General features: G+C 58.5%; 7 protein-coding genes and 4 pseudogenes. 8 read left to right on the top strand and 3 right to left on the bottom strand.

The window, feature by feature from the left end:
* The first annotated feature begins 37 nt into the window (after positions 1-37).
* Positions 38-1,606, top strand: coding sequence for a transposase family protein (locus tag AB4Y44_RS10060; RefSeq protein WP_368699389.1), 1,569 nt, complete (start codon positions 38-40; stop codon positions 1,604-1,606).
* Positions 1,607-1,641: 35 nt separating this feature from the next.
* A pseudogene (locus AB4Y44_RS10055) lies at positions 1,642-2,562 on the top strand (Tn3 family transposase); the annotation flags it as partial.
* Positions 2,563-3,029: 467 nt separating this feature from the next.
* On the opposite strand, the pseudogene AB4Y44_RS10050 reads toward AB4Y44_RS10055, so the two are convergent.
* Positions 3,030-4,164, bottom strand: a pseudogene (locus tag AB4Y44_RS10050) (IS3 family transposase).
* Positions 4,165-4,276: 112 nt separating this feature from the next.
* Between AB4Y44_RS10050 and AB4Y44_RS10045 the strand changes: the two are divergent.
* A pseudogene (locus AB4Y44_RS10045) lies at positions 4,277-4,585 on the top strand (integrase core domain-containing protein); the annotation flags it as partial.
* 233 nt (positions 4,586-4,818) lie between these two features.
* Here the strand turns inward: AB4Y44_RS10045 and AB4Y44_RS10040 are convergent.
* Positions 4,819-5,286 (bottom strand): hypothetical protein, encoded by a 468-nt coding sequence (locus AB4Y44_RS10040; RefSeq protein WP_368699388.1) that lies wholly within the window; start codon positions 5,284-5,286, stop codon positions 4,819-4,821.
* 623 nt (positions 5,287-5,909) lie between these two features.
* On the opposite strand from AB4Y44_RS10040, the gene AB4Y44_RS10035 reads away from it, so the two are divergent.
* The 4 genes from AB4Y44_RS10035 (at position 5,910) to AB4Y44_RS10020 (ending at position 8,277) form a co-directional block, all read left to right on the top strand.
* Positions 5,910-7,055 carry a hypothetical protein gene (locus AB4Y44_RS10035; RefSeq protein WP_368699387.1) on the top strand — a complete coding sequence of 382 codons (1,146 nt, stop codon included), beginning with the start codon at positions 5,910-5,912 and terminating at the stop codon, positions 7,053-7,055.
* Between the two features lie 59 nt (positions 7,056-7,114).
* Complete coding sequence (locus AB4Y44_RS10030; RefSeq protein WP_368699386.1) at positions 7,115-7,417, top strand: hypothetical protein; 303 nt, start codon at positions 7,115-7,117, stop codon at positions 7,415-7,417.
* A gap of 159 nt (positions 7,418-7,576) precedes the next feature.
* Positions 7,577-8,014 carry a hypothetical protein gene (locus AB4Y44_RS10025; RefSeq protein ID WP_368699385.1) on the top strand — a complete coding sequence of 146 codons (438 nt, stop codon included), beginning with the start codon at positions 7,577-7,579 and terminating at the stop codon, positions 8,012-8,014.
* Positions 8,015-8,214: 200 nt separating this feature from the next.
* A complete protein-coding gene (locus AB4Y44_RS10020; protein ID WP_368699450.1) occupies positions 8,215-8,277 on the top strand; it encodes a hypothetical protein in 63 nt (20 codons plus the stop codon).
* A gap of 4 nt (positions 8,278-8,281) precedes the next feature.
* On the opposite strand, the pseudogene AB4Y44_RS10015 reads toward AB4Y44_RS10020, so the two are convergent.
* Positions 8,282-8,743 (bottom strand): annotated as a pseudogene (locus AB4Y44_RS10015) (IS5 family transposase); the annotation flags it as partial.
* Positions 8,744-9,821: 1,078 nt separating this feature from the next.
* Between AB4Y44_RS10015 and AB4Y44_RS10010 the strand changes: the two are divergent.
* Positions 9,822-13,559 carry a patatin-like protein gene (locus AB4Y44_RS10010; protein WP_368699384.1) on the top strand — a complete coding sequence of 1,246 codons (3,738 nt, stop codon included), beginning with the start codon at positions 9,822-9,824 and terminating at the stop codon, positions 13,557-13,559.
* Positions 13,560-13,855: the final 296 nt, after the last annotated feature.

Raw genomic sequence — 13,855 nt, 5'->3', positions numbered from 1 at the left:
TGGCTGGCAGGGGCGACTTATGGCGAGGCGACTCAGCATGGCAACAAGAAGGGAATTGATAGAGGCAGTCGGCGAGCGTTACCGGGGAGCGGGCCGGGATAGCAAGCGTCAGATTCTTGATGAGTTTGTCAGACTGACAGGCTATCACCGCAAGCACGCGATCCGCGTGTTGTGCAACGAAGTCCGGAAGCCAAAGGCTAAGCCAGGCCCGCAAAGGCGATACAACGACGAAGTGCGTGCAGCGCTGATCACTCTATGGGAAGCGGCTGATCGGATCTGCGGGAAGCGCCTGAAGGCCGTGATTCCGACTCTGATTGAGTCGATGGCCCGGTATGGTCATCTGTCGCTGTCGCACGACCTGCGCGAGAGGCTGCTCGAGGTCAGTGCGGCCACGATTGACAGACTGCTCGCCGACGTTCGTGATCAGGCCTTCGATGGTCAGCGCAAACGCTCCGGTGGTATCGGCAACGCGATCCGTCGCGCCGTCCCCATCCGGACCTTCGCGGACTGGAACGATCCGTTGCCCGGGTATCTGGAGATCGACTTCGTTGAACATTGCGGTGGCGTCAAGGTCGACGGTGACTTTGTGCACAGTTTGGTGATGACGGAAATCGCGACAGGCTGGACCGAGTGCCTGGCGATGCCATTCCGTAACCACGCATTCGTCATTGAGCTTGTCGAGCGGGTACGGGCCGTTCTGCCGTTTCCCCTTCGGGGCCTCGACAGCGACAACGACACAGCGTTCATGAACGAGGCCGTGTTCGACTTCTGCAAGGCGACAGGTATCGAGCTGACGCGCTCGCGCGCCTACAAGAAAAACGATCAGGCGTGGGTCGAGCAGAAGAACGGTTCGATTGTGCGACGGCTGGTCGGCTACGGCAAACTGAGGGGCATGGAAGATACCGAAGTGCTGGCGTCGCTCTACCGGAGCTCGCGGCTGTACATCAATTATTTCCAGCCGTCGTTCAAGCTGAAGTCGAAGACGCGCCACGGCGCGCGCGTAACGAAACGCTACGAGGCTCCGCTGACGCCACTTGAACGTGTTCTTCGTTCGCCCGCTGTCCCGGAAGCAACGAAACAGCGATTGCGCGAAGAATTCCGCTCGCTAGATCCTGTAGAACTCTTGCGCCGCATGCGTGACGCGCAGCGCCGTCTCGCGGAGTGCCAAGCCACGGACGGAATGGTGGCAGACGCCGGTTCGGCAGCGGACTTGACGGTCGATGAGTTCGTGAAGAGCCTGGCTACTGCATGGCAAGCTGGCGAGGTGCGCCCGACCCATCGCAGGAAGGCTCGGGTGCCGCACGACTGGCGCACCCGAGAGGATCCGTTTGAGCACACGTGGCCAAAGATCCAGGCGTGGCTCGAAACGGAACCTGGCATTACCGCGAAGCGCCTGCAGGGCCGTCTCATCGAAATGGCGCCGGCAATGTATTCAAGTGCGCAGTTACGCACGCTGCAGCGACGTGTAAAGGCATGGCGGGCAAACCGCGCGAGGGAGCTGGTAACCCGAATCCTCGGCGAGCCCGACGCGATGGAAGCTGGCACTGCTACGCAATGCCAGCTTCCATCGCAAGACAAACCCGAGGTGGCGAACACACCAGAGTAACATCATCCCGTGAGGCAACACGACCGGCCATGCTGCTTGACGCTCTCTACCTCTTTTATGCGCGGGTCGATCCGCGACGTCGCACCCATGCGGTGGGCATGTACACGCACGTGCTGGACCAGCACGGCATTGTCTATAACCAACCCATCGTGCTGAACGAACGCCAGGCTGGAGTAGCGATCGAGGGGGTGACCCGCCACAACGAGATTCGTGACGATGGCGGATTGCAGCGGCTTTGTGTAGACACGCACGGATACACGAACGTAGGGATGACAGTGTCGAAGCTGCTTGGTTTTGACCTTTGCCCTCGTCTGCGCAACCTCTCGGAACGCAAACTGCATCTGCCCAGAGGCATGGTCGCACCAGCGGGGCTGGCAGCCATCGCCGCCAACGAGGTGTCCATCAAGGCGATTCGCGATAGCTGGGACGGACTGCTGCGTGTCGTCGCATCGATTCATGCTGGCCGCGTGAGCGCGATAGTCGCTTTACAGCGGTTCGGAAGCGCGGCACAGGGCCATCCTGTGCACCGGGCGGCAGACCACCTCGGCAGGCTACTGCGCACGCTATTCCTGTGTGATTACTTCAGCAACGTGGAGTTTCGGCGCGAAATGCATACGTTGCTTAACCGGGGAGAATCGGTTCATCAGTTGCAGCGCGCGATCTACACCGGCAAGGTCGCGCCAGAGCGCGGACGGCGCCGCGATGAAATGATTGCGATATCCGGCTCGTTGACGCTGCTGACAAACGTGGTGATTGCGTGGAATACGCAGCGTATGCAGGCGACCCTTGACGGTTGGCGTAGCAAAGGTCAAGGCATTGGCGACGACTGGTTGCGCCGGCTGGGGCCGGCGCACTTCGCGCACGTAAATTTCCGGGGGATGATGAGCTTTCCGATCGAACGCTATCGGGAGATGCTGCTGGATGCGGCGCCGTGGCGGCGCACGGCCAGATTGTGAGGCGGGCCCACGAAGGAGCGGTGATGAACATGCGTTGAGGCCGCTATCTCCTAGCGGAATGAGATCGAACAGCGAGCCCGGAAGACGCACGTCTCGCCGCCGAGGCCACACGCCACTACGCAGCGTGCACGGGAACGGCGGGCGCATGAATCGCCAGATCTTGCTTCAAAGAGATGAGGTCCGGAAATTCGGGAGTCGAATACTTCATTGATTTTAAAAGACAAAATAGACCTAACCGCCAGATTTTGCACGAAAAGGACAATTACCCCGATTGCGGCGACGCTACGGTCGCTGCCATCCCCGCCGATGGCACGGGCCATCGCAGTTCGAGCGAAGGTAAGATGGTCAACGGGGTGATCTCATGGACGGCTTTGCAAGGAGTCTTGCGTTTCTCGTCGCTATAGACAGAGGTGGCGCCGCTTGTTCGGACAGGGTCCCGAGATTTTTAAGTGGAGCGTCCGGGGCGATCATGCTGCCGATTTGATCGCTGGCAGCGTCGCGAAGTATGCCTCATCGGGCGTCTGATCCGCCAGGCTCGAATGTGGACGTTTGCGGTTGTACAGATCAATGTATTGGCCAATGGAGCGCCGGGCGTGGCTGACCGACTCGTAGGCTCTCAAATAAATCTCTTCGTACTTGATGCTACGCCACACGCGCTCGACGAACACGTTGTCGCGCCAGGCGCCTTTGCCGTCCATCGACAGCCGGATGCCTCGGCCCAGCACCGCCTCGGTGAAGGCTCCCGCCGTGAACTGGCTACCCTATCGGTGTTCACGATATCGGGGTGCCCATAGCGGGCGAACGCCTCTTCCAGCGCCTCAACGGCATGCACGGCTTCCAGCGTGATCGTCACGCGGTGCGTGAGGATCTTGCGACTGGCCCAGTCCACCACCGCCGTCAGATACACGAAGCCGCGCGCCATGGGAACGTAGGTCGTGTCGAGTGCCCAGGCCTGGTTGGCCCGCTCGATCTTCGTGCCGCGCAGCAGATACGGCCAGACCTTGTGCTGCGCGTTGCGTCGACTCATGTTCGGCTTGCAGTACAGCGCCTCCACGCCCATGCGCTTCATGAGCGTGCGCACGTGGCGGCGGCCGACCTCGTGGCCTTCCCGGCGCAGCAGGCGCGCCAGCATCCGTGCACCGGCAAACGGGAACTCCAGATGCAGTTCGTCGATCCGGCGCATCAGCAGTTGATCGACTTCGCTGACGGGCCGCGCCCGGTAATATGCGCTCGATCTCGCGATGCCAACCAGCCGCGTCTGTCGCGAAACAGGCAACGCATGGCCACGGTCAATCATCGCTTTGCGCTCAGCAATCCCGCCTTGGTGAGCGCACCGCTTAAAAAATCATTTTCCAGGCTGAGTTGGCCGATCTTGGCGTGCAGGGTTTTCACGTCTACCGGTGGCTCGCTCGACACCGGGCCGGCCGCACCGAACACGTCGGCCGCGCGCTCCTGCAACTGCCGTTTCCATTCCGTGATCTGGTTCGGATGCACATCAAACTGCTGCGCCAGTTCGGCGAGCGTGCGCTCGCCCTTGACTGCCGCCAGGGCCACTTTCGCTTTGAACGCCGCTGAGTGCGTGCGTCGGGTTCGTTTCGTCATTTCCTCGGTTCCTTTGCCTGCATTATCGCTGGCTCAGGCCCCGGCCGTTCCACTTATCCCGCTGTCCGATTTTGCGTGGCCACCTCTGACTGCTACACGAACGGAATTCCGGCAATACGTCAGTATTCGCTACAGCGAGCGTCTGGCTGAAGGCGGCATTGAGCCTTCTGTCGGCAGCCGTGGCGACAGCTACGATAACGCGCTGGCAGAAACGATCAACGGTCTGTACAAGACTGAACTGATTCATCGGCGCACCCCGTGGAAAACGAGGGAATCCGTCGAACTGGAGACGCTGGAATGGGTGGCCTGGTATAACCATCATCGACTGATGGAACCGCTCGGCTATACCCCGCCTGCCGAAGCTGAGGCAAACTACTACAGGCAACTCAGAAATATCATTGATGTACCCGCATTAACTTAAACCAACCAGCCTCCACGATTCCCGGTGCGGTTCAGCGCTAGATCGCGGCACTAAGCATGGTCCACGTGCTAATCGCACCAGGAGGCGAAGCAAGCCGGTCGCCTTAGGCAGCCCAGCGGTAAGCGGGTCCGACACGAATACCGGGGCGAGCGTGGTTTCCTCGAAGCTAAAGCGAAGTGCCGTGCGGGGGCGTTTAACAAGCTAAAGCTCGCGGACAACGCTCTTGCATGTTGTCAGGGCTTCGCGTGACCGACGGTTGCTGCGTATTGAGTGCCTTTGGCCATGCATGCTTTATCGTATTCCTCCTGCGTCCCTCCGAATATTGCGGCCACAGATAGGATCAAAAATCCAGCGATGCATATCCTTTGCTTGCTTTGCAGATTCCCTAGTGCCCTTTCCAAGTCTTTCGACAGAACCGCATGAGCTTTGAGTAAACGCTCTCGCTCCAGATGGCAAAAATTAACCATCCAGAAATATCCTACGGAGAAGAATAGGACAAGCAGCGCGGTGATGAAGCGATGCTCGAAAGTTGCACAAAATAGATCGCTTCTGTGCGGACCGACTGAACTTACAAAGGCAAGGCCTTGAAGAATGGAAAATCCTGTGACTACGTTGCCTAACGTCCAAAATTCTTTGGCGAATTCAAGATCTTTCTTATCAATCTCATTCAAGGTTATCGGCCCCTCGGGTTGCGTTTGCATTGCAGTGCTCTCCCTGACCGCTGGTCCCCGTACTTTGAACGCAGATCGCGCCTCAAGACTCCAGGCAACTGACTAACGGCATTGCCATGAATTGTGGTACGCGATTTGGTTCGTATCAAGTTCTTCGCACATGGCAGGCGCTTATAGGCCCGCTGTGATTTAGGCGTTCCGTACGAAGCACTGCTGTCAAGAGTACGAATTTAAGTATGCCCCCTTGCAGCGAGGTGAGGGTGCAGGGTGACTCAAGCAGATTCGGCATTGCCAATAGATCTCGTCAGGACCGGTTGACCAGCTTCTTACCCCTCCAAATTGCTTACGGAGACAAGTGCAGAACCTGTATGTTTTTCCTAAACAAATTCGGAACCCACGATGTGTACCAGTTGCTGCATCGTTATTTTTTTTGTAAGCGAACCAAAGAAAGCGTTGAGAGTGTGCGGCTGCTAACACAATTCCGTACAACGGAAGCCATTTCCTCGTAAAAGCGATGGTAGGCATTTGTTTAAAACAATCCTTTCATCTATTCGTTTAGACAACAAGCCGATCATCTGTAATACGGCATCGTCAATCTGATGCCACTAAAACAAAGTCCACGCCGTGTCGCCGCTGACAATATGGAGAGAGAGATGAAGGCACGGGCCTATGCGGGAGTCACGTTGCTATGTCTGACAGCCTGTGCAAATGACAACAGACCGCAAGTCATCAACGGTGTAATCGCGGATTCCCCTTATGTCGCCGCAACTGCGGACATGCGCTTCGTGTTCGCGCGCCCAAAACCCTCACAGGCGGCATCGTCAGCGGTGGGCGCGCTCAGCAAGGCCAGTCCCCCCGACTGGGCAGATCCGAACTATACGATCTGTGCGGAACCAAGCCCGGATATCGCGAAAGCGCTCGCTGACGCTTTTACCGCAAGTGCCAATGTGACGGCCAATGGGCTAAAGGCATTGGGGGGGAGCGGTGCGAATGTTTCGGTAAACCCAGCGTTCTCTTCGGTGCAGAATTCCAGTCTCGCGGAACTGGGAAGGCGGCTCGCCACAACGCAACTACTACGAGACGGTGTGTACCGGCTCTGCGAGGCGTACTCGAATGGCGCCATTTCAGCTACGGAGTACGCGCTCGTTCTCAGTCGCTATGGCGATACGATGGTCACGCTACTGGCAATAGAGGCCGTGACGGGAATGTCCAACAATCAGCAGCCCGCATCGGCTGCCGCGGCGGCTTCGGCGCCCCCGGGGCAGAAGACCGATGCCGGCGGGGGCACCCCAGGGGGCAAACCACCCACGGCGGCGGGCGCGAGCTTTAAAAATCCCGATTCGACCATTGACACGCAGCGTGAAGCGGCCATCAAACGTATAAATTTTGCCTTTGACGACAGGGCATTTCCGGCCGCCTTGAAAGTTGCCGACAAACCACCCTCAGGAACAGCGGGCGCCTCTCACGCAACGCCTTCAGTTGCCGCAAGCGCAGCAAACGAAAATGGCGCTGACGCAGACAAGGTAGCAATGGCAAATGCCGTAATCACAATACAGGAAAACTATCTAAAGCAGTCGGCTTACGCTCCTCTAATCACACTCTGTGCAAAAACCCTTACAGCAAACGGAACCCAGAAATCGCCCGAAAATTCGATGGAAAAAGATTGCACCGACGTTCTTCACGAATACATCTTGGTACAGTCGTCCAGGCTCTCCAGTGAAACGGACGCAATCAAGAAAGGAAGTACGGACAAACCTGCCTCGGAAGTCGCCGCCGCGAAAACAGCTGGGAAACGGTAAAGCGTCTCTGGCAGCAATCGAAAGCGCTGCATGCCATCATCCCGACTCGGACGTTCATCATGGATCATCCGTCGGAAAGCGACCGTGAAAAGCGGGATCTCATTGGGGTGATCCATGGCATAGGGGGCAGGTCAGAGCGGCTGCGGTACGTGGTAGATGTCGTACATAGAACGTGGAAGCGAGACGGTAAGCCCGAACCGATCGTCTATTGCCCGGAGATGGGATTCTCCATGGCTTCGTTTGACGATCCCTGCGAGATCACGAAGCGACTTCTCAACGCTATCGATACGATTTGCGAGCAACACGCGGAGATCGGGAAGATCATTTTGGTCGGATATAGCTTTGGTTCATTAATCGTTTGAAAGGCATATGTTTATGCCTGCGGCGAGTCCACTGATGCCAAGAAAGTCGACCGGATCGTGCTTCTTGCGGGCATGAACCGGGGATGGCACATCTCTGCTCATCTCTCATTGCCGACGCTCGTCCAACGGCTAACTGGTGTGGCAATTGGAAACGCCATCATGGCTGTCACTCTGGGACGCAAGGTTCCACTGATTTTCCGGGTTCATCGCGGTGCGCCATTTCTCACGTTGCTTCGCCACCAGTGGATGGCAATGCGCAGACGCGCTGGTCTGGAGGCCGCAGGGTCCGCCATTGCGAAACAACTACTGGGGACGATCGTCGACATCGTGTCGCCGGGAGACAATATCGATCTCGTTGCCGGTCAGGACTTCTACTACCTGGATGTGCCCAAGTCAGGTCACGTCAACGTGCTCGAAGCGAATGACAGCCCTGCCGACATGCGTCGGCACCACATCATCGCTCGCGCCCTGACTGCGACGCTAAAACAACTCGAACGGCTTTCTATCCTACCGAGTGCCCCCAATCTGCAAGCGATCGACGACACAGTTACCGATGTCGTGTTCGCCATTCACGGCATCCGCGATGAAGGCTACTAGACGCAAAAAATCGCACGCCGCGTGGTGGCACTCACACGCGAGCGAAACCGCACGCATGACAGGCGGTCAGGGACAATGACGCAGAACGCCGATGAAGCGGAAAATATCGACGGGCAGCGTGAATCTGCAGAATCGGTTGCACGCCGCTTCGTGAAGACGGAAACGAGCCTCTGTCGCCCTGAACAACAGAGGCTTTGATAGTGGTTTGCCACGGTTGCCGCGGATTGGCGGAATTGCCTCGACCAGCGCTTGAAGTCGAGTGACGTCGTTGCGGTTGGCGCCGGTCAGAATCACCGCGAGCGGGACGCCCTGCGCTTCGGTGATGAGATGGTGCTTTGAACCGGGTCGCGCGCGGTCTGTGGGATTCGGTCCTGTTTTTGACTTGAGCCCACAGCGCGGATTGAAGAGGAATCGACGATGACGCGAGACCAGTCGATTTGGTCGGCTGCGCGCAATCGCGCAAGCAGCACCTCTGTGCAACTGCTCCCAGACGCCAGCGGCTCGCCAGTCACGTAGGCGACGCCAGCAACTCATGCCGCTGCCGCAACCCATCTCTCGCGGTAGCAGGTCCCAACGCAGGCCTGTCTGCAAGACGAAGAGAATTCCGGTGAGCATCGCACGATTGTCGAGCGGCTTGCGCCCCGGATAACGGGTTCGCCGTAGTTTGGGAGGGGGCAGCAACGGTTCGATGAGTGCCCACAGTTCGTCGTCGAGTATCGGCTTGGCCATGTCCTTTTCGTCGTCGAAACAATGAAAAGGTTAGCAGCATTCATCGAGGGTTAACAGCCCTTCGTTCTTTTTGTTAAGGGTTCTAAATGGGTTGAAACGGCGCGATTTTTGCGTTCCGAATAAGCCGATCTACGCGGGGAGAGCGCAGAATTCTCTCTGCAGGTGCTTCTCGTGTCGACGATTTCCGAACGACCCGCCCCAAGAGCAAGCCGCGGCGCGAGTCAGCTATACACGCCTCTCTGTGTATTTCTTTGCCTATTGCTTTCGGGCAGAGCGGGCCGTCGCGCGCCAAGAACAGGGATAGCCACGCCGGCGGTCACAGGCTCACACTACCTGTTTGCATAGGTCATGCTGTACCGAAGCGTATGTGCGCAAGCCCACATAACGGCAGCGCCAAAAGATACAAGTTATGCGGGTTTTTTATATCTTGAGATAAAAGCGCGCGCTGCGCTCCATCCGCTGGAGGCGCGTCACGTGGAGGTCCCTGCTCAAACTGCTCTAAGGCGACAGTGTTGCATACGCAACAGGAACAAGAGCCTGAACTGGCCAACTTTCCTCAACAAACGAGTCGGCGGATCCGACTTCCGAGGGCACAATCGCAGACTTGTTCGCGAAGGGGAGCGATGGTACACACGGGAAGGTCATTGGCAATGCAGATCGTTAATACCGTTCATTTGTCTGCGAACCGGATCTGAGCTGCGTGCGTCAGAGTTTAATGGTCGACCCAACGAACTTGACGCAAGGGCTCGCGGTGTCGGCAGGGCGGCTTTCTTGTTCGTCAGTTGTTGTGATGCCCAGTCCGGTCTCGGTCCGCTCCCGCGGACGCGTCGCCCGGCGCAGCGAGGCCGGTTGTTGCCGCCTACTTCACCACGAGCGAACCAAGCGCCCGAATCCGAATGCGATTCTTCGCTTGTTTAATGGGTTGCGGGCCGGGCGGCGTGGTGAACACCAAGGGTCCCATGAAATTGGTTTCATTTGTTAGCCCTGTCGCCGGAACATTACGTTTCGACCGGCAGGGGTTTAGACGGATCAAAACGCCGACCGCTCTGCCAATTCGATGGCCAAGGAGGATTTCACGATGTCGAAACCGCAACCTGAAGAGGTTAGGATCGCACTGGTGATGAACGGCGGTGTGAGTCTGGCAGTATGGATGGGGGGAGTGACAACCGAAATCTATCGCCTCGTCACGCAGTCACATCCGGTCTATCGAGATATTCTCGAGCTGACTAACTCGGTCGCGAAGGTCGACGTGATCAGCGGCACGAGCGCGGGCGGCGTCAACGGTGCCGCGCTGGTCATCGCGCTGCTGTATGGTGGTGAGTTCGAATCGCTTCGAGAAGTCTGGATGGAGACGGGCGCGCTCGAGAGCTTGCTGAGTTCGCCGGTCGGCCCGAGTTGCGGGGCGCTTTTGCGGGGCGAGCAGTTCTTCTTCCCCCACATTGTTTCGGCGTTTGACGGCTTGGCTTGCGAGGCCTCACCACTCGAGGCGCCATATACGGACTCGATTGACCTTCAACTCACGACTACGTTGCTCACCGGACGCCGCGTGCAGACCGTCGACTCTTTGGGAACCAAGGTCGAGGACGTCGACTATCGAGGGCATTTCCGTTTCCGGCGCACTGACACTGCCGACGATTTCAAAGACAAGGACAAGGTGCTTGCCGCGCTGAGTCGTGCGGCTCGGTCAACGGCATCGTTTCCGTTTGCCTTTGAGCCGTCGCAGATCGACGCAGGCGCAGATGCCCATCTTTTCGACGCGCTAGACAATCCGCTTGTCGAGAAGCGCCATGTTGTCGACGGCGGCATTCTCAATAACAAACCGATCCGAGGGGCATTGAAGGCTATCTTCAACATGTCACGAGAGCGTGGCGTGCGCCGAGTGCTGGCCTATATCAATCCAGACCCTGGCGACGGACCGCGGCCGGAATCCATGGCCGATGTCCCTTCGCTCTACAGCGTGCTCGGTGCCAGTCTTTTCGGTATCCCACAGTCGCAGAGCATCGCGGACCAGTTGCAGGAAATCGCAGATCACAACCGAGAAGTAGGGCTGCGCCGTGATAATGTGCTCAACGTCGTGGCAGCTTCAGCGAATCACCTCTCGCTGGCGAGACAGTTGTTCGCTGTCTATCGTAAGCGCCGCATCACGAATACGTGCCAACTCTTCATTCTCGACATGTTGCCCGTCGTAACATCGGCGGAGCCGGGGGCGCACACGCCTTCGGTAAGCGACGTCTGCCAGACGCTCGGCGCCGCCGCAAATGGTGACCGCGAAAAGGAGGGGCATTGCCCGGGTGACGGATCACCAGCGCATGCATTACGCATTCCGGAATTGCAGGACGCGCTCGCTGTGCTGGGCAAACAAGGCGCCGCGACCATCAAGCTGACTTTTGAGAGCATTGAGTGGGACGCCTGGATTCCAACGAAGTGGCCGGACTATTGCGACGAGGCGAACCGGTGCGACGCGCACTGGGAGTGGGGGCTGTTTCCCGTAGAATTCTCGGCGCGTGTCATGCTCGACTTGCTGCGCCTCACGCAGCGCCTTGCCGACATCAGGGACTCGCTCAACGCACTGGCGGAATGCGACGAAGACATATCCGGCGGTGTGGACGAGGCATCCGTTGCTTCCGACGGCATCGGCAACAAAATACGAGGGCTCGCGTGGTGGCGTCCGGGCGCGAAACTCGAGGCGGAGTTGAAGCGAAGAACCGACTGGGAAGACAGAGGTTGCGGAAGATGTGACGCTGCAGACTCCGAAGCATCCTCGCTTGCAAGGCTCTGGCGGCGCGCTTACGCGACGATTCGCGCGCTCGAGCGGCAGAAGGCGCGGGAGCAATCGAAGTGGGAAGCGCGCGCGGTCGAATTTCTCTGCGGAATCAGGCGCCAGCTCGACGAGCAAGCCAAAGCGCTCAGAGATAAAAGGGTGAAGGCAGCGCAAGCGGGCGTGCAGTTCACCTACGTCGCCGATCCTGATGTCTTCCGAGCAATGCTCGCTTTTCTTAACACTGCCGATCGTCGTCGCGCCTGCGCGCGTCTCGCGAGTCGCATGGCGGTGGTGGTGTGCAAGACGTGCAGGGAAGCGCGGGAACTCATCGACGACTTTGATCGACTGGGTTTTCCCGGACTGGGATGTCTTCGTCGCAAGCCGGGCGAGACCGCAGGTCATTCAAAGCGGGACGAACTTAACGGTCTCATGCGCAAGCAGCTTGACGACCTCGTGCAACTTGTTGAGTTCTTTGAAGAGAAGAAGCGGCCGGGCGAACCGGATGCAGAGTCCGCTTCGACACAGCCGGAGTGCTCGCGCAAAGACAGGGCGCGGTGGTCTCCTGCGCATGCGATCCTGTACAGGCTCCTACAGCTTGAAGTCATCCAGTATTCGTTTAATCAGCGCGACGAACTCACCGACGACACGCTTGTCGAACTGGTGCAGATCAGCGGTAATTCAGTGGGTCCACTAGGCAATTCGAAGACGCGCTCTCAAGCTCGTGAGAAGCTCCTAGGAATACAAGTCGCACACTTCGCCGCCTTCTACAAGCAATCCTGGCGGGTCAACGATTGGACCTTCGGCCGCCTCGACGGGGCCGAGCGCCTCGTCAAGCTCCTATTGAATCCCGAGCGGCTTCAATCGGCATTCGCAAGTCCGCAGGCCGCGGCGAGCAAGATCGAAGGGATTGCGAAAAGCAGCGTGCCGGCTGGCCCTCTGCGCGAATATCTTGACTCCCTTTGGAGCGATCGAAATTATTACGTAGGACTTTGCGCGGAATTGAGTTTCCTCGATAACAACAGACTGCCGCTTCCCGACGAGCTTCCGCTGTGTGCGGAGGTGATCACGATCAGGCTACATCTTGGCATCCTGCGAGAAGAGCTGCCGAAACTCGTTATGGCGATCGAGGCGGATCAAAGCGACGGGTCGGACGCCAGCGAGTTCAGCAGCGCGCTAGTCAAGCTGCTCGGTAATTCAGAGTCGCCAATCCGCTTCTCGCCAGATGAAGCGGCGCAAGCGTACGCGAATGGGCTGATTTCAGGCGAGCGGCTCGCCGGCCAGGCGGGCTCGGATCTTTTCACGCGCACACTTGCGCATATCGTCGCCGCAAGCCAGCGCACGCTCGCGTCCGCATCGGCGAAGCTGGGGCCGATCAGCGCATTGTCGGCGTCAGTGCGCGTGCCCATCCTCGGCTTTTATCTGACGGCTCGCGGACTCACGCGGCAGTCACGAACTAGCGCAGCACTCAATGGTGCGCTGCTTGTCACTGGCTTCGTGCTGGTCTGCCTGCAGTTCCTGTGGCTGCCGCTCACGTCGCCTCGACCGACTGCGACAGCCACAAGCGGTATGGTCTCCGCAGCGCTCGCCACTACAGTGAAGGCCGACCCGGTCATCATGCCACACCTTCTTGTGACGGTTGGTTGGCTGCTGTTCGCGTATGGACTCATTTTGTCGATTTTGCGTTCGCGGATGGTGGCGGTGTTAGGCATTCTGGCCGTCATAACCTCATTGGCGCTGGCTCCGCGTATCATCCCGGTCAGCCTGCAGGTCAACTTAATTTTCGTCTGCGCACTGCTCGTTCTGGCGTACATTGCCACCATTGTGGTCTGGCTGCAGATACCTATTGGATTCGTCGTGATTCTCGCGGCAGGAATCGCGGGAACCGGGGAAGCCGACTGCCTTGGGACGGATGCGTTCTGGCACCGCGGCTTCCGCGGCGGCTGCTTCGAGTCATGGCTCTCGTCGCCTTCGGTCTGGCTGAGCCTCGTTATCATCCTGGCGCTATCCATCGCGGTGATTGACCTAGCCGCCGTGCGGAGGTTCTCGCAGCACTAGACGCTGGCGCTCGTCGCAAGCGGGCGCGATCAGGGGAACGGCACTTTCCGGTGCAGTCCCGGTTGCGTCGCCTTGCATCTACGGTGTTACGTACGGTGGCGCACTGATCACTCTCTTTGCGAGTGACGAGAATGGGACGGCTACGAACTTCCCTTGCGGCGGTGATCCAGTCGGAAACGCGAAGAGGTCTGGCGCCTGTTACGTTGGATTTTGCAGGAAGCATCCGATAAAAGTTTGGGCGCCAGCGCGCTTTGGTCTCGGCTTCGGGTGGGTGCAAGGAGCGTCTCTTTTGAGAT

This window comes from Paraburkholderia sp. BR10937 (genome assembly GCF_040965695.1).
GTDB lineage: Bacteria > Pseudomonadota > Gammaproteobacteria > Burkholderiales > Burkholderiaceae > Paraburkholderia.
Note: the sequence above shows the minus strand (reverse complement) of the source record. Positions and strands in the feature narration are given on the sequence as shown.

Excerpts from the sequence above, each read along its gene's own strand:
- AB4Y44_RS10060 (WP_368699389.1), top strand. The coding sequence starts at position 38 with ATGGCAACAAGAAGGGAATTGATAGAGGCAGTCGGCGAGCGTTACCGG.
- AB4Y44_RS10040 (WP_368699388.1), bottom strand. The coding sequence starts at position 5,286 with ATGCAAACGCAACCCGAGGGGCCGATAACCTTGAATGAGATTGATAAG.
- AB4Y44_RS10035 (WP_368699387.1), top strand. The coding sequence starts at position 5,910 with ATGAAGGCACGGGCCTATGCGGGAGTCACGTTGCTATGTCTGACAGCC.
- AB4Y44_RS10030 (WP_368699386.1), top strand. The coding sequence starts at position 7,115 with ATGGATCATCCGTCGGAAAGCGACCGTGAAAAGCGGGATCTCATTGGG.
- AB4Y44_RS10025 (WP_368699385.1), top strand. The coding sequence starts at position 7,577 with ATGGCTGTCACTCTGGGACGCAAGGTTCCACTGATTTTCCGGGTTCAT.
- AB4Y44_RS10010 (WP_368699384.1), top strand. The coding sequence starts at position 9,822 with ATGTCGAAACCGCAACCTGAAGAGGTTAGGATCGCACTGGTGATGAAC.